Genomic DNA, 17,208 nt, shown 5'->3' with positions numbered 1-17,208 from the left:
TAAAATGAAGAATATCTTAATATTAGCACCGTACTATTTACCCGGCTTCAAAGGCGGAGGACCTATAAGATCTATTAGTAATTTAGTGCATACGTTAGGAAATGAATTTAACTTTAAAATTATTACTAGTGATAGGGACTTGGGGGATTCGATATCATATGAAAAGGTTCAAAATGAAGTTTGGACGAAAGTGGGATCAGCAGAAGTTTATTATGTAGCTCCTGAAAAATTTAAATTTAGATATTTAAGAGGAATTATTAAAAGAACGCATTATGACTTTATTTATCTGAATAGTTTCTTTAATAAGAATTTTTCGATCCTTCCCATCTTATTAAGAAGTATGGGAAGCATTCCCTATAAGCCGATTATAGTGGCGCCAAGGGGAGAGTTCTCACCAGGTGCTTTAAAGATAAAAAATTTTAAAAAAGAATTGTTCATTAAGTCAACAAAGCTAGTGGGTTTACACAATAAAGTGATTTGGCACGCTACGAGTGAAGAGGAAAAAACAGATATTAAGCAGATTTATGGGGGAGAAATTCCGGTACATGTTGCACCAAATTTACCTAATGTTTTAGAAAATAAAGAGCTTCAGAAAAAGGAAAAGAAAAATGGAGAATTAAAACTTATCTTTCTATCGAGAATAACGGAGAAAAAGAATTTGAAAGGAGCATTAACTTTTTTAAAAGGTGTTACTGGCAATATAACTTTTGATATTTATGGTCCAATTGAAGATCAAAATTATTGGAAAGAATGCCGAAATGTAATTAAATCGTTGCCAAATAATGTCCATGTGAATTACATGGGACAAGTCAATAACAATAAAGTACATACGCTGTTTTCTAGTTATGATGCTTTCTTGTTTCCGACATTTGGTGAGAATTATGGTCATGTAATTGTTGAATCATTGTTAGCAGGATGTCCAGTGATTATAAGTGATAAAACACCTTGGAGGAATCTTGAAAATGAAAATGCTGGCTGGACAATCCCCTTAGAGAAAGAAGAGAGATTTACAACAGCTTTAAATGATCTTGTGCATATGAATTCTGAAGAATCACAACAATTATCAAGAAGCGTTTCTGAATACGCAGTGAAGATGTTTTTTTGTGAAGAAATAGTTAAACAAAATAGAGATTTGTTTACAGCAAATTAATTCATATTGGCAGGGAGTGATTTGAATTGTTTAAAAATAGAACATTGCTTATTACTGGTGGAACAGGTTCATTTGGTAATGCTGTTCTCAATCGCTTTTTAGATACCGATATTAAAGAAATTCGTATTTTTAGTAGAGATGAGAAGAAACAAGAGGATATGCGTATAAGGCTTAATAGCCCTAAGGTGAAATTTTATATTGGAGATGTACGTAACAAGGAAAGTGTGGACTATGCAATGAAAGGAGTTGATTATGTTTTTCATGCTGCTGCCTTAAAACAAGTGCCTTCTTGTGAATTTTATCCAATGGAGGCTTTAAAAACAAACGTTGTTGGAACTGAAAATGTAATTAATAGTGCAATCCAGCATTCTGTAAAGAGAGTTATCCTTTTAAGTACGGATAAGGCTGTCTATCCAATTAATGCAATGGGACAATCAAAAGCTTTGGCTGAAAAAATATTAGTGGCGCAATCTAGGAATGGAGTGGATGGAGAAACTGTTTTGTGTGCGACGCGTTACGGTAATGTTATGGCCTCTAGAGGTTCAGTTATTCCTTTGTTTATTGAACAAATTAAGAAAAATTTAGCATTAACGGTTACTGATCCCGAAATGACACGTTTTCTAATGTCTTTAGATGACGCAGTAGATTTAGTGTTATATGCATTTGAACATGGTAATCAAGGTGATATTTTTGTGCAAAAGGCACCTGCATCAACAATTTTTGATTTAGCTATTGCTTTGAAGGAAATTTTTAATGCTGAAAATGAAGTAAAGATAATAGGGACAAGACATGCTGAAAAACTTTATGAAACTTTATTAACTAGAGAAGAAATGGTCAGTTCAGAAGATCTGGGAGAATATTATCGTATTAAAGCAGATAATCGTGATTTAAATTACAATAAATATTTTGTAGAAGGCAAAACTAGTATAAGCGAACAACAAGATTACCACTCACATAATACGAAAAGACTAGATATAAAGAGTATAAAAGAGTTAATACTTAAATTAGATTATGTACAAGAGCAATTAGCAGAGTTTAAAAAAGAACAATTAATGATGATAGAGGGATTATCATGAAAATAATAGTAACAGGTTCGGAAGGGTTTGTAGGGAAAAATTTGGTGGACCGATTGAGTAAAATTGATGATATTGAAATTTTACGTTTTACGAAAGAATGTTCATTATCTATACTTAATGATTATTTGAAAGATGCAGAAGGAATATATCATTTAGCGGGAGTTAATCGTCCTCAAAATGAAGAAGAATTTCACGAAGGAAACGTAGAGTTAACAAAGTATATCGTAGATAATTTGTTGAAATTAGATAATAAGCCATGGATTGTTTTTTCTTCATCAGTTCAAGTGGAATTAGAAAATCCATATGGAAAGAGTAAAAAGCAAGCCGAAGACATTTTGCTTAGTTATCAATTTGAAACCCAAGCACCTGTAAAAATATATCGCTTACCTAATTTGTTTGGGAAATGGTGTAAACCGAATTACAATTCTGTAGTGGCTACCTTTTGTCATAATATTGCAAGAGGGAAAGCAATTTCTATCCATGATCCTGAAAAATCATTGGAACTTATGTATATTGATGACCTTGTGGATGAATTTATTAATCTATTACAAGACGATTTTAATAAAGAAATCTATTGCAAAATAACTAGAACGTACGAAATTACATTGCAGGGTTTGGCAGAAAAAATCAATGGTTTTTATAATATCAGGAAAAGTCATATTATTCCGGATCTTTCGGATGAATTTACTAAAAAATTATATGCAACATATCTCTCTTATTTAGAGAAAAATGACTTCTCTTATAAATTAGAAATGAAAAGAGATAACAGGGGATTCTTAGCGGAAATTGTAAAGTCTAGTGAATTTGGACAAATATTTATATCTAGTACAAAGGAGAACATTATAAGAGGAAATCATTATCATCACACAAAAGTAGAAAAATTTTGCGTGATTAGGGGAGAAGCTGAAATTAATTTTCGAGATATTTATTCGGAATCCTCTTTCTCTTATATAGTATCTGGAGAAAGGTTAGAAGTAGTCGACATCCCACCAGGTTATACACATAATATTAAAAATATCGGTCAAGACGAGATGTTAGTATTATTTTGGGCGAATGAAATTTTTAATCCGGAAAAAGCCGATACATTCTATTTAGAGGTGTAAATATAATGAGAAAAAAGAAAATAATGACGATTGTAGGTACAAGGCCAGAAATTATAAGATTATCATCTGTAATAAAGGCTTGTGATACGTATTTTAACCACATATTAGTTCATACAGGACAAAATTGGGATCCAACATTAAATGATGTGTTTTTTGAAGAATTAGGTTTAAGGCAACCAGATTATTTTTTAAATGTAGTAGGTAATCATCTTGGAGAAACAATGGGAAACATTATTAGTAAATCTTACGAACTTATGAGTGAATTACAACCAGAGGCTTTATTGATTTTAGGAGATACGAATAGTTGTTTATGTGCGATTTCAGCAAAGCGTTTGAAAATTCCTGTATTTCATATGGAAGCTGGAAACAGATGCTTTGATCAAAATGTGCCTGAAGAAATAAATCGAAAAATTGTAGACCATGTAAGTGATATGAACCTTCCTTATACAGAGCATAGTAGGAGGTATTTATTGAGTGAAGGTATTCGAAAGGAACATATCATAGTAACAGGGTCTCCAATGCATGAAGTCTTAAAGGAACATAAAGAGAAGATAGAGACTAGTAATGTTCTTACAGAATTAGGTTTAAAACAAAATGATTATATTTTAGTGAGTGCGCATCGAGAAGAAAATATCGATCATGAAGGTAATTTTTACAATTTGATGGAATCTTTAAACGCAGTAGCTGAAACATATAATATGCCAATTATCTATTCTACACATCCAAGAAGTCTCAAACGAATTAAAGCAAGAGGCTTTAAATTCCATCCTTTAGTAAGAATTTTAAAGCCTTTTGGTTTTTTTGCATACAATCATCTTCAGAAAAATGCATTTTGTGTATTATCTGATAGTGGGACTTTAAGCGAAGAATCCGCAATGTTGAAATTTCCAGCAGTACTGATTCGAACAAGCACTGAAAGGCCAGAAGTATTAGATAAAGGTTCAGTTGTAATTGGGGGCATCACGAAAGATGAAATCCTTCAATCAATTGAATTAGCAAAGGCTATGGATAATAATGGAACTATATTCAATCTTCCGATGGATTATGTAGATACAAATGTTTCTATTAAGGTTGTAAAAATTATTGAAAGTTATACGAAAATTATAAATAAAGTTATTTGGAATAAATACAATTAAGAGACTTCTTTATGATTAGGAGTCTCTTAATTGTATAAAAAATAATTTAAGGTGAGAACAATGAATATTTTATTTCTAATGATAGCTTTCCCAGACGTGGAACGAACAGAAAATTTATATACTGAATTGGCACATGAATTTAAGAATCATGATCATAATGTTTATGTAGCAACGATTTTAGAAGGTTCAGATCGTAATGAAACTGTTATGCGAAATGAAAGGGGAGTAAATGTATTACGTGTAAATTCTGGAAAACTATTTAATGTAAATTATATCGTCAAAGGAATAAATACTGTGTTGCTCCCTTATAGATTTAATCAAGCAATAAAAAAATATTTTAAAGATGTGAAGTTTGATTTAGTTATCTCGCCTACACCACCCATTACATTTTTGGATACTATTAAAAAAATAAAAAAGGAACATAATTGCAAATCCTATTTAATTCTTAGAGATATTTTTCCACAGAATGCTAAAGACTTAGGTTTAATTAATAATAAAGTACTCTTTTCTTATTTTCGGAAGCAAGAAAATAAGCTGTATGCACTTTCAGATTCTATAGGTTGTATGTCGCAGGGAAATATCGATTATGTTATGAAACATAACAAAGATGTAAAACTAGAGAAATTAGAATTGTTGCCGAACTGGCGAAAAGTAAGAGATTTTTCTTTATTGTCTAAAACGAATTATAGAACAAAATATGGATTCAATGATGATCAAATTATTTTAATCTTTGGAGGGAATATTGGATTACCTCAAGAACTAGACTTTTTAATGCAATTAGCAGAATGTTATAAAAATCGTGAGGATATTCTTTTCTTAATTGTTGGATCTGGTAATAGGCGAGAACATATTAAGAAAACGATTGTTGAAAAGGAGTTAACTAACGTTATACTCAGAGATTCTATTCCTAGTCAAGAATACGATTGTTTGGTTAGAGAATGTGATATTGGTTTAATAAATCTGAATCGTAATTTCACAATTCCTAATATCCCTTCAAAAACATTAGCCTATTTTGAAGCAGAAGTACCTATTCTTGCTTCGGTTGATCAAAATACAGATTATGGACAAATACTTAATGAAGCCCAGGCTGGAATGTGGAGCATTACAGGTGATTTAGAGAGCTATAAATATAATTTCGAAAAGTTAGTAAGTGATAAAGAGTTAAGAAAAAGTATGGGAAAAAACGGTCGTTCCTATCTTATACAAAATTTAGGCGTAGACAAAGCGTATCACACAATTATTAAACATATAGCAAAATAAATTAGAGGATGAGAACTATGTTGAAAAGAATGTTTGATTTTGTAATTGCAGTTATAGGGATTCTAATATTAGCAATTCCTATGGGGATCATTGCAGCATTAGTTCGAATAAAACTTGGTTCGCCTGTTATATTTAAACAGCTACGTCCTGGTTTGCATAGAAAGCCATTCTATTTGTATAAATTCCGGACAATGACAGATGAGAAAGATGAACAAGGAAATTTACTTTCGGATTATATGAGATTAACATCATTCGGTAAATTTCTTCGAAAACTAAGTTTAGATGAGTTACCCCAACTTATCAATGTGATCAAAGGTGATATTAGTTTAATAGGACCACGCCCTTTATTGATGGAATATCTTTCTTTATATACTCCTGAACAGGATAGAAGGCATGAAGTTCGCCCGGGTATAACAGGGTGGGCTCAAGTAAACGGTCGAAATACTATTTCATGGGAGGAGAAATTTGAGTTAGATGTTTGGTATGTCGATCATCAATCTTTTTGGTTAGATGTGAAAATTATATTTCTCACAATTGTAAAAGTATTTAAATCAGAAGGAATTAGTCAAAAAGGGCATGTGACAATTGAGAGATTTACGGGGAAAAACTCAAATAAAGAAGTGATGAAATGAAACGGATAGCTTTAATAGGTCAAGGTGGGCATGCAAAAGTAATTAAAGATATGATTGATGCAAATAAACATTTTAATGTTATTGCATTTTTTGATGATAGGTATCAGAGCTTAGATAAGCATGAAGAAATATATTATGGACCAATCTCTTCTATTCAAATATTAATGAAAGAGATTGAGTTTAAGCTTATTATTGCAATTGGAAATAATGTTGTACGAAAAAAAATTGTTGAACAGTTACATTTCGATGATGAATATTATGAAAGCGTAATTCACCCTACTGCCGTAATTAGTGAATCGGCTACTATTGGAAGAGGTGTAGTTATCATGGCTAATGTTACCATTAATGCAGATACAACTATTGGTAGGTGCGTTATTGTCAATACAGCGTCCGTTGTGGAGCATGATAATTGTATTGGTGATTTTGTGCACATAGGTCCAAATGCTACATTAACTGGAACAGTTACAATTGATGAAGGTACACAAATAGGAGCAGGGGTAACAGTGATTCCGAATATTAAAATTGGGGATTGGAGTATGATAGGAGCGGGAGCTACAGTGATTCATAATATACCGCCAGGTTGTACAGCTGTAGGTTCGCCCGCCAAAATAATAAAATAGAGTATTTTCCTAAAGGGAGTGGAACGTAAGTATGCAAAATAAGAGGATTTTTTTATCGTCTCCACATATGAGTGGAAATGAAAAAATATATATTAATGAAGCTTTCGATACAAATTGGATTGCTCCTCTCGGTCCTAACGTAGATCATTTTGAAAAGGAAATATCTAATTATATAGGATCGAAAGGGGCTGTTGCAGTTTCTTCTGGAACAGCGGCAATTCATTTAGCTTTAGAATTGTTGGGAGTGAGATCAGGCGATAGTGTATTTTGTTCTTCTTTAACATTTATTGCAAGTGCGAATCCTATTATGTATCAAGGGGCAGAACCTGTTTTTATTGATTCTGAGCTTGAGACGTGGAATATGTCTCCGGTTGCGCTTGAAAAAGCTTTTAGAGATGCGAAGATAATAGGAAGGATGCCTAAAGCTGTTATTGTTGTTAATTTACTTGGACAAAGTGCGAAAATGGATGAAATTTTAGCAATCTGTAATTATTACAATGTACCAATTATTGAAGATGCTGCTGAATCTTTGGGTGCTACATATCAAGGAAAGCAGACTGGGACTTTTGGAAAGTTTGGAATTTATTCATTTAATGGAAATAAAATCATTACAACATCTGGTGGTGGAATGATTGTTTCAGATGATGTTGAATTGTTAAAAAAGGCGAAATTTTTAGCGACACAAGCACGTGATCCGGCTATACATTATCAACATAGTAAAGTAGGTTACAATTATCGAATGAGCAACATTATTGCTGGAATTGGTCGCGCACAATTACAAGTATTAGATGAACGAGTCAATATGCGTAGGGGGATTTTTAAGCGATATACGGAAGCGTTACAACATCTGGAGGGCATTACATTTATGCCAGAATTAGAAGGGACAGTGTCTAATCGTTGGCTAACTGCGATATTAATAGATGAACAGAAACTTAATATAACTCCAGTGAATATTGTGCAAGAATTAGAAAAAGAGAATATTGAAGCACGTCCATTATGGAAACCGCTCCATATACAGCCGGTATTTAAGGGGACAAAATATTATTCACATGGGGAAAGAGTAAGTGTATCGGAATATTTATATCATAGCGGCATATGCCTGCCTTCTGGTTCAAACATGACTATGGAAGAACAAAATAAAGTAATAAAATATTTAAAAGAAAATTTAATCGGGAAAGTTAGAGCTTAGTGTATATCCTAAGCTCTAATTTTATTTACAGGTAAATAATTTGAGTTAAATTGTTTTAAAAGATTAAGGAGGTTAGTTCATGAAAATCGCTATTTTTGGTACGGGCTATGTGGGGTTAGTTACTGGTGTATGCCTATCTGATATTGGTCATGAGGTAACTTGTATTGATATTGATATAAAAAAAGTGGGAAAAATGAGGGATGGTATTTCACCTATTTATGAACCAGGATTAGATAAATTAATGCTAAAAAATATTAAAGCGGGGAGATTGTCTTTTACAACTGAATATAGTGAAGCTGTGAAAAATGTAGATTTAATTTATATTGCAGTAGGTACTCCGCAAAAAGAAGATGGCTCGGCAAATTTACAATATATCGAACAAGTAGCTTTGGATATAGCTGGAATTTTAGAGAAAGATATGATTATTGTGACAAAAAGTACGGTACCAGTAGGAACGAATGATTATTTAAAAGACTTAATTCTAAGGAATTTAAAATTTGATGTGAAAATTAATATGGTTTCAAATCCAGAATTTTTACGGGAAGGCTCAGCGATTCATGATAGTTTTCAGGGGGATCGTATTGTAATAGGTGCGGATAGCGAGGAGATCGCAAATATAGTTCAAGAAGTGAATAAACCATTTAGGATTCCGGTATTTAAAACAAATATTAGAAGTGCGGAGTTGATTAAATATGCATCCAATGCTTTTTTAGCAACAAAAATTAGTTTTATTAATGAAATTTCAAATATTTGTGAAAAAGTTGACGCGAATGTTGATGATGTTGCGTATGGAATGGGTCTAGATAAACGAATTGGTATACAGTTCTTAAAAGCTGGAATTGGATATGGGGGATCTTGTTTTCCAAAAGATACACAAGCACTGGTACAAATTGCTGGTAATGTAGACTATGAATTTGAACTGTTAAAATCAGTTATTCATGTAAACAATAAACAAAGATCCTTATTAGTACAGAAAGCTAAAACGAAATTAGGAAACTTGGCAGGTAAAAAGGTGGCAATATTAGGGCTAGCATTTAAACCGAATACGGATGATATGCGTGAGGCTACTTCTATAGTAATCGTGCAAGAATTAGTAGCTATGGGTGCCGTAATTAAAGCGTATGATCCAGTTGCAATGAATAATGCAACTCAATTTTTGCCATCTGAAGTAGAGTACATGAGAAGTATAGATGAGACTATTCAAGATGCTGATGTAACGTTCATTGTTACCGAATGGGATGAAATTAAGAACTATCCTTTGAGTAAGTATGTAAAATTGATGAAACAAGCTAATATTTTTGATGGTCGTAATTGTTATAATTTAAATGAGATTAGGAAATTTGGTTTGTATTATTCTTCAATTGGCAGATCAGAGGTGATGAGAGAGAAGATAAAAGTTTAATCACTTATTGTAAAAATGAAATGATATACATGGTTAAAGCAGTGATTATCCATGTGTAAATTTTTAGATGCTTGCGCATCGGTATTATTTATACATGCTGTAAATAATACTATTTTTAGAGCGAAATAAACAAAGAAGGCCTTTACTAAAATAGGTAAGGTCTTCTTTGTTGTAGAAAGGGGGTGATTAGGGATGGAATAGGAGAAAATGTAAAGAGATATATTGATAATGAAAAAATCTAATAAAAAGGGAGAAGGGACTGTGAATTTCAAAAAAATTATGAAAAAAAGTTCGCTAGTTGCTACAATGGGAATTGGATTGACCATGTTCTCATTACCATTAGCGCATGCAGACACTAGTAAAGATGCCTCACAACAAATGGTAAGTGCATTAAATAATTTACATGTTGATCAAGTAGATTATTTGTATGCCTATTTGCAATCAATTAATTTAACAGAACAAGAACAAAATCAAATAAATGCAAATGCTGAAAAGGTAAGTAGTATTTTAAGAGAAGCGAAAGAAGTGACAAGCTTAACGTCGGCACAAAAAGTAGAAGTAATGCGCTTGTTTCTAGAGAGTGCTAAACTAGCGCATTTACAAGTGGACATTTTAGATGAAAAAGGAAGAAGTTTAAATCTTGTTGATTATAATTTAAATGGGGATGTTGTAATTCAATTAAAAGATTTAAATGGTAAGTTACTTGCGAAAATTAACCCGACACGGGAAATGCTTGCCCCAGGTAATTTCAAAAACATGGTGAACGCGCTTAAGATAGCAATGGATGCGAAAAGAGAGCTGAATAAAACTGGGAAATTTGTACCAATGGCCAATGCTCAAATGCCAAATACAGCATCAAATGAACAAGCATATATGTTAGTTGGTGGATTGATTGCTTTGATAGGTACAATAGCATTAATTCCGGCAGTTCATGTTGTTCGTAGGTCTGAACAAATGAATAAGGGATAATTCATGAAGAAAAAAACTCGTAAAAATAAGTGGAGATGGGTAATTATCGGGATTCCCATCTTTTTTATTTTATCTGGATTTGCAGTTGTTGGTTTTTTCGGATGGGAATTAACGAAACAAACAGTATTATTAGCTCATACAGCTGTTACAACATATAAACCAGCAGAACCTGATAAAGAGTTCCAACAGGTTTGGTCGGAATTACCAGCGCCCGGATCGAAAATTGGCGAGTTGACCTTTAAAACACTTGATTATACAGTTCCTGTTGTGCAAGGCACACATGATACAGAGTTAAAATCGGGTGTTGGTCATTTTGCGGGAAGTTCATTGCCAGGTCAAGATGGAAACGTTGTTTTAAGCGGACACCGAAATACAAGTTTTCGGAAACTTGAATACTTAAAGAAGGGTGATTCAATTGAATTCACAACTCCTTATGGTAATTTTATCTATGAAATAACAGATTTTAAAATTACGAATGCTAAAGATGAAAAGGTTATCGTTCCTACAGATCACGAAACATTGACATTAACAACTTGTTATCCTTTTGAATATATAGGCGATGCTCCAGCTAGATTTGTTGTATTAACAAAGCTGTTATCTAAACCCAATTTAGACAAATATCAAAATAACAAATTATAATAACGTCTTTAGACTCAATTAACAAATGAAATAATAAAGCCCAATTGTTTGAAAAGCAATTGGGCTTTATTTGTGATGAGAAAAATAAATAAATGAGGTAGATGCATGAATAAGAAAGTATGGATCGGACTTGCGATTTGTTTGCTGTTTGTTACAACAGTTGTATGTGGGCAATTACATTGGCGTGAGAAGATTACAAGAGCAACAAATGAAGCAATACAGCAAGAAAGTGAAGTTGTACATCAGGAAGAGTCAATAAGTGTATCACCAAATTATGAAACATATATAAAGAATCTTCCTGATGTTGTGAAAGAGAAGGTGAAAAAGGCTGTTACTAGTAAAAAATTAGTTCATCTCGTTATCGTTGGTGATCAAGCATCTTCAGCCAGTCAAGACGCTTGGCCAATGAAGGTAGCTGAACAAATAAAAAAGACATATGGTAATGGAGTTTGGAATATCACAGTAAGAGAGTGGAAAGATGAGAGTACAGCTGATTTACTTTCCAACAAACGTTTTGATGAGTTAATTGCCTTAAATCCAGATGTCATTTTGTTTCAACCGCCATTTTTAACAGATAATAATAGAGGTGGGAATAAAGATTCTGTTATGAACTTGGATCAATTTTTAAAGCAAGTAACAGAAAATTTAAAGGATACAACTTTTATAATACAACCGCCAAACCCTATTCATCATGCTATAAACTATCCAAATGCTATTTCAGAATTACAGCAGTATGCAGAGCAACATCAATACATATATTTGAATCATTGGACAGCTTGGCCAGATCAAAATTCAGAAGCGATATTACCTTATTTACAAAATGAACATGGTTTTCCTAATATAAAAGGCCATGAGCTTTGGGCTCAATACATTAATACTTATTTTGTTGGAAAATAAGTATTGCTTTAATATGAATTAAATGATAACTAAGAGGCTTTACTAGTAGAGAACTTGTAGTTTATGTTGTAAAAAGGGTAGCTAGTCAAACTAACTACGCTTCAGCTTGGTGGGAAACAGGAGCTAGAGGGCTCCTGTTTTTTGTCGTTTTTATTGGTTAGTGTTAGTCGATATCCTTTGTCGAATCGCTGATATATTCAAATTTGCGCCGATATATTATGAGGAATGGTTGATATATGGGGGATTACCCACAAGGAGTGTTTTAAGAGACTATGCTAGGGGAGCAAAGAGTTTAACTAAGGTTAAAGAAGCACTAATGACTGAATTTCCATCTTCAGAGGCAGGTAAAACATCCGTTGTAGAACCTACATTACGAAGAGTAACAGTTGCACCAGCAGGGATTTTTAAGATACATGAGCCTACTAGTTGCTGGTTAAGATTTTGAGGCCCTGCTTGAATTGAATTACCATAGATAGAGTTTGGTTGTGGTACACCATTGATTGTTATAGCGTAAGCAGCTCCCAACGAAGCCTGGGGATCTTGAGTCGTTGTAAATACTTGATAAATTACTTGATAGTGACCATACCGTTTAACATTAACTGACGATGTTCCTGGTGTATATGAAACATCATTTAGTATACCATTTTGATTAAATGTCACATCTTGACCAGTACTAATGACTTGTGTGTGATTACTATATACTTGTCCATAAGCAGGATTAAGAATATCTAGTAAATTAGATGGATTTAAAGAATTCTCTTGCATAATTTTTCACCTCCTGAAACATATATATGTGAAAATATATGTTTTGTTTGTACTTTTGATAGAGAAAAACGTTGGATTTGTATATTTTTAAATCTATTTATTTTTTTATATTGTAATATTTATATGAAACATAAGAAAGAGTCTAAAGATTACCTATAGATAATAGAAGGTTTAGTAAGGAGGGATTTGAGTACAAGATTTATTGAAGGAATAGGAAGTGTAATTATTGAGTGTGTATGATGTAGTTCGAATCTTATTTTTTAATATATATAAAACGCTGCTGGTGTTATCATATAATACAAAAACCTATCCTTAATACAAAGGGATAGGTTTTTAGCAAGGTCTCTATATAGAAGAAACAAGGGTAACGAGCAGAAATAATTAGAGAGGATAAACAAAAGTTATTTCATAGAACAGGAGCCATTGTTTCTTTTAGTACTTGAACAGAGTGATCGAATTTTAACTCTTCATCTTCACTTAATTCGACTTCTAAAATTTCACGAACGCCTTGGCGATTCAAGACGGCTGGCACACCGATATAAACATCGTTTTGTCCATATTGACCTTCAAGATATGCAGATACAGTTAATACGCTATTTTCATCATTTAAAATGGCTTTCGTTATGCGTAAAAGAGACATACCGATTCCATAGTATGTTGCACCTTTTCGCTCAATGATGTGGTAAGCCGCATCACGAACGTTTAAAAAGATTTCATCTAAATCTTTTTGGTTATGGTCATTATCTTTTTCAAGAATCGTTTGTAGTTTTTGAATGCCAATTGATACGTGGCTCCAAACTGGAAGTTCTGTATCACCATGTTCACCAATGATGTAAGCATGAATATTGTGAGATCCAATATTGAAATATTCTCCTAACATATAGCGGAAACGAGCAGAATCTAAAGTTGTACCAGAACCAATTACACGTTCTTTTGGTAATCCAGATTCTTTCCAAGTTACATAAGTTAAAATATCCACGGGATTTGTAGCAATTAAGAAGATACCATCAAATCCACTGTCCATAATACTACGAACAATTTGTTTAAAGATTTTAGCGTTTTTTTCAACTAAGTCTAAACGAGTTTCACCTGGTTTTTGTGGTAACCCAGCGGTAATGACAACAAGATCTGCATCTTTACAGTCTTCATAGTTACCTTTCCAAACTCTTGTTGGTGTTGGGGCAAAGGGAACTGCATGACTTAAGTCCATTGCTTCTCCTTCAGCCTTTGCTTCGTTCACATCAACGAGAACAAATTCTTCCGCAACTCCCTGGTTAATCATACAGTAAGCATAGCTACAACCTACTGCTCCAGTTCCTACTAATACGACACGATTAATACCTTTTTTCATTTGACAATTCCTCGCTATTTTAATGATTTTTTATATGTAAGAAAAACTAGTTCTTACTTTTACAGATTCCAACCTAGTTTATTACATTTTGTGAAAGATATTCAAGTATTTTGAAATACGTCTATTTATTGAGAGGAACTGTTTGTACCTTAGCAGAAATAGGGGAATCACACACTCAAAGCTTGCATAGAGGGTTCAATATAGAAGGATTATAAGGAGGGAGATGCAGCGATCTTTTAGCTAGGAAATCTATACTCTTGCGGAAGATTTCCGGTTCTTGAATTACCTTTTCTATGAAATGACCAGCCGGTCGCATGTATTTTACAGGAAACATATAATGTTAATCTAGAGTTAGAAGGTGTAGTTACTAGGGAATTGAGCGTGAATGATTGAATATATAGAGAGGCGAAGTAACATAGTGAGCACGTTTTGTTTACAAATAGCCGTTATTTTAATAAAATGATAAATAAAAATCGGAATAATTACGTTTTGTAAATTAGAAATACAGAAATGGATGGTTGGTAATATGAGTAAAGTAGAAATTCATATATTAGGTGGCTTTTTAGGTAGCGGGAAATCAACACTGTTACAAAATTTATTATTAGGGGAAAAAAAGAAAAATCGAAAAGTTGCCGTTTTAATGAATGAAATAGGAGAATACTCGGTAGATACAGATATTATAGGGAAAGAGAATGTGTTAAGAGAACTTTTAAAAGGGTGTATTTGTTGTACGTTGAAAGATGAACTTGAGATTCAGTTACATTCTTTATATCAACAAGAAAAACCAGATGTAATTTATATAGAAACAACAGGAGTTGCTCATCCAATTGAAGTATTAGATGCATGCTTGTCACCTATTTTAGCACCGTACTTTGATGTGAAGTCTATCGTTGTTGTATTAGATGCAATGAGATGGTTAAAGCGCGATACATTAAGTAAAAATATTCAACAACTTCTAAATGAACAAATCAAGTATGGAAGTCATATTCTTATTAATAAATCAGATTTATTAATAGATGAGGAGAAGAAAAAAGTTTTCGAAGAAATAGTAGTAATTAATAAATATGCGAAATTGTATGAAACACAATATTGTAATATATCTTTAGAGGATATAGAAGGTGCAGAGCTTAAAGGAAATGAAGAACATGAAACATTACATGTGAAGCAGCATTTACATATACAAACGATGACATATCAATTTACACAATCAATCGATCAAGATCAAATATATGAATGGCTTTCTAATTTACCTGAAGGAATTTATCGTGTAAAAGGATTTGTGAAATTTCATGGGGATAAATACCCGCACTTATTGCAATACTCATTTGGTGTACCAACTTTATTGGAACAGGATTTTGGATTTCCGACGAACCTTGTGATTATCGGGGAGGGGTTAGAGAAGGAGCGATTGGCAGAAGGATTAGGGAGATTAGAAAGCAATTTGTTTAATAGTTAATATACAGTACAGCAGCGTAGAGTAATTGATTCTACGCTGTTTTTATGTGTACATTTGTTCAAGGAATGGAATGTGGAGTCTGGCTAATTGTATGAATATGTACAAGTTTGTCAGGAGGTATTTGGAAATATTTAGAGAATGTAGAGGTACTTCGAGAAATTTCCATTGACTGTAGATTTTAGAACGGAAAAGTCATGATTACGGATGGTTTACTATGGCGTATTTGATTCGATCAGAAAGTAAAGTATGGGGAGGATCACGATGTCAACGAAAAAACGTAAGTGGCTAAAAATGGTGTTTACGGGATGTGTTCTTGGCTCATTGTTAGTAACAGTAGGGTGCTCAGGAAAGAAAGCAAGTACAGATGATGAGAAAACGATCAAGGTAGGTGTTCTTGCTTCGTTAACAGGTCCATTAGAATCGTATGGGAAACAAACAGTAACTGGATTTGAGTTGGGGCTTGATTATGCAACAAATGGTACAGGAACAGTGGAAGGAAAGAAAATTAAGTTTGTTGTAGAAGATACGGAAACGAAAGCAGATGTAGCAGTAAAAAAAGCTACGAAATTATTGGAAGAAGATAAAGTCGATTTTCTTGTTGGTTCTTCTAGTTCAAGTGATACATTAGCAGTGCTACCATTAGCGGAAGAGTATGAAAAAATAATGATTGTTGAACCTGCGGTTGCAGATAGTATTACGGGTAAGAACTGGAATAAATATATTTTTAGAACAGGAAGAAATTCATCACAAGATGCAATTGCTGGCGCGGCATCAATTGCTAAGAAAGATGTCAAGATTGCAACGTTCGCTCCAGATAATGCCTTCGGTCGTGAAGGAATTGCTGCATTTAAAGCTGGAGCACAGAAACTGGGCGCGAATATTGTAAACGAGCAATATGCTGATACGAATTCGACTGATTTTACTGCAAATATTCAAAATATCATTAGTTCAAAACCAGATTATTTATTTGTTGTTTGGGCTGGTGCGAACTCACCATGGAAGCAATTAAAGGATATGAATGTAGAAGAACAAGGTATTAAGATTTCAACGGGGGCACCAGATATACCGGCGTTAAAAACGATGGATGCGTTAGTCGGTATGCAAGGATTTTCAGTGTATTATCATACACTCCCGAAAAATAAAGTAAACGATTGGTTAGTAGAAGAACATAAGAAACGTTTCAATGGAACAGTTCCTGATTTATTTACCGCAGGAGGAATGTCAGCAGCGATTTCTATTGTTGAAGGTTTAAAGAAAACAAAAGGCGATACAGAAGTAGCTACACTTATTAAGAAAATGGAAGGAATGGAATTTGATACTCCAAAGGGAAAAATGAAATTTAGAGAGAAAGACCATCAAGCGTTGCAAACGCTTTATTCTATAACACTGCAAAAGCAAGATGGTACGGAGTATCCAGTCCCTGTTCTAGAACGTGAGCTAACAATGAAAGAAACCGAGCCACCAATTCAAATTAAATAGACTGAATATTTTTAAAATAAAGATGTAAAGAGAGGGAGAGCCTTCTCTTTACATCAACATCTCTTTTAATTTTATGGGGAGGGT

16 protein-coding genes are annotated in these 17,208 nt (G+C 33.2%); 14 read left to right on the top strand and 2 right to left on the bottom strand.

Annotated features, from left to right (window positions below):
* Positions 1–4 precede the first annotated feature (4 nt).
* The 12 genes from ACX5JI_RS11960 to ACX5JI_RS11905 all read left to right on the top strand — a co-directional run bounded on the left by ACX5JI_RS11960 (position 5) and on the right by ACX5JI_RS11905 (position 12,073).
* Complete coding sequence (locus tag ACX5JI_RS11960; protein ID WP_459501265.1) at positions 5–1,150, top strand: glycosyltransferase family 4 protein; 1,146 nt, start codon at positions 5–7, stop codon at positions 1,148–1,150.
* Between the two features lie 26 nt (positions 1,151–1,176).
* The gene (locus tag ACX5JI_RS11955; protein ID WP_459501264.1) at positions 1,177–2,226 is read left to right on the top strand and encodes a polysaccharide biosynthesis protein; all 1,050 of its coding nucleotides are present in this window, start codon (positions 1,177–1,179) and stop codon (positions 2,224–2,226) included.
* Positions 2,223–3,329 carry a polysaccharide biosynthesis C-terminal domain-containing protein gene (locus ACX5JI_RS11950; RefSeq protein ID WP_459501263.1) on the top strand — a complete coding sequence of 369 codons (1,107 nt, stop codon included), beginning with the start codon at positions 2,223–2,225 and terminating at the stop codon, positions 3,327–3,329. The genes ACX5JI_RS11955 and ACX5JI_RS11950 overlap by 4 nt, the downstream gene beginning before the upstream one ends.
* Before the next feature lie 5 nt (positions 3,330–3,334).
* On the top strand, positions 3,335–4,465 hold the full coding sequence (gene wecB, locus ACX5JI_RS11945; protein WP_459501262.1) for a non-hydrolyzing UDP-N-acetylglucosamine 2-epimerase: 1,131 nt from the start codon (positions 3,335–3,337) through the stop codon (positions 4,463–4,465).
* A 60-nt stretch (positions 4,466–4,525) separates the two neighbouring features.
* Positions 4,526–5,725: a glycosyltransferase family 4 protein gene (locus ACX5JI_RS11940; RefSeq protein WP_459501261.1), complete on the top strand. Its 1,200-nt coding sequence runs from the start codon at positions 4,526–4,528 to the stop codon at positions 5,723–5,725.
* Between the two features lie 17 nt (positions 5,726–5,742).
* The gene (locus ACX5JI_RS11935) at positions 5,743–6,357 is read left to right on the top strand and encodes a sugar transferase (protein WP_459501260.1); all 615 of its coding nucleotides are present in this window, start codon (positions 5,743–5,745) and stop codon (positions 6,355–6,357) included.
* Positions 6,354–6,977 (top strand): acetyltransferase, encoded by a 624-nt coding sequence (locus ACX5JI_RS11930; RefSeq protein ID WP_459501259.1) that lies wholly within the window; start codon positions 6,354–6,356, stop codon positions 6,975–6,977. The genes ACX5JI_RS11935 and ACX5JI_RS11930 overlap by 4 nt, the downstream gene beginning before the upstream one ends.
* Positions 6,978–7,008: 31 nt before the next feature.
* On the top strand, positions 7,009–8,166 hold the full coding sequence (locus ACX5JI_RS11925) for a DegT/DnrJ/EryC1/StrS family aminotransferase (RefSeq protein ID WP_459501258.1): 1,158 nt from the start codon (positions 7,009–7,011) through the stop codon (positions 8,164–8,166).
* A gap of 79 nt (positions 8,167–8,245) precedes the next feature.
* Positions 8,246–9,568, top strand: a complete 1,323-nt coding sequence (locus ACX5JI_RS11920; RefSeq protein WP_459501257.1) for a UDP-glucose dehydrogenase family protein — start codon at positions 8,246–8,248, stop codon at positions 9,566–9,568.
* Positions 9,569–9,829: 261 nt separating this feature from the next.
* Positions 9,830–10,537: a cell wall anchor protein gene (locus ACX5JI_RS11915; RefSeq protein WP_459501256.1), complete on the top strand. Its 708-nt coding sequence runs from the start codon at positions 9,830–9,832 to the stop codon at positions 10,535–10,537.
* A 3-nt stretch (positions 10,538–10,540) separates the two neighbouring features.
* Entirely contained in the window at positions 10,541–11,176 is a 636-nt protein-coding gene (gene srtD / locus ACX5JI_RS11910; protein WP_459501255.1) for a class D sortase, LPxTATN-specific, read from the top strand.
* A gap of 105 nt (positions 11,177–11,281) precedes the next feature.
* The gene (locus tag ACX5JI_RS11905) at positions 11,282–12,073 is read left to right on the top strand and encodes an SGNH/GDSL hydrolase family protein (RefSeq protein ID WP_459501254.1); all 792 of its coding nucleotides are present in this window, start codon (positions 11,282–11,284) and stop codon (positions 12,071–12,073) included.
* A gap of 270 nt (positions 12,074–12,343) precedes the next feature.
* On the opposite strand, the gene ACX5JI_RS11900 is transcribed toward ACX5JI_RS11905, so the two are convergent.
* Positions 12,344–12,838 (bottom strand): BclA C-terminal domain-containing protein, encoded by a 495-nt coding sequence (locus ACX5JI_RS11900; RefSeq protein ID WP_459501253.1) that lies wholly within the window; start codon positions 12,836–12,838, stop codon positions 12,344–12,346.
* Between the two features lie 406 nt (positions 12,839–13,244).
* Positions 13,245–14,189 carry an L-lactate dehydrogenase gene (locus ACX5JI_RS11895; protein ID WP_459501252.1) on the bottom strand — a complete coding sequence of 315 codons (945 nt, stop codon included), beginning with the start codon at positions 14,187–14,189 and terminating at the stop codon, positions 13,245–13,247.
* A gap of 526 nt (positions 14,190–14,715) precedes the next feature.
* Between ACX5JI_RS11895 and ACX5JI_RS11890 the strand changes: the two genes are divergently transcribed.
* Complete coding sequence (locus tag ACX5JI_RS11890) at positions 14,716–15,645, top strand: CobW family GTP-binding protein (RefSeq protein ID WP_459501251.1); 930 nt, start codon at positions 14,716–14,718, stop codon at positions 15,643–15,645.
* 261 nt (positions 15,646–15,906) lie between these two features.
* On the top strand, positions 15,907–17,124 hold the full coding sequence (locus ACX5JI_RS11885; protein WP_459501250.1) for a substrate-binding domain-containing protein: 1,218 nt from the start codon (positions 15,907–15,909) through the stop codon (positions 17,122–17,124).
* Positions 17,125–17,208: the final 84 nt, after the last annotated feature.

This window comes from Bacillus sp. C1, from assembly GCF_054570475.1.
The sequence above is the reverse complement of the archived record's forward strand: the minus strand, read 5'-3'. Positions and strand labels throughout refer to the sequence as shown.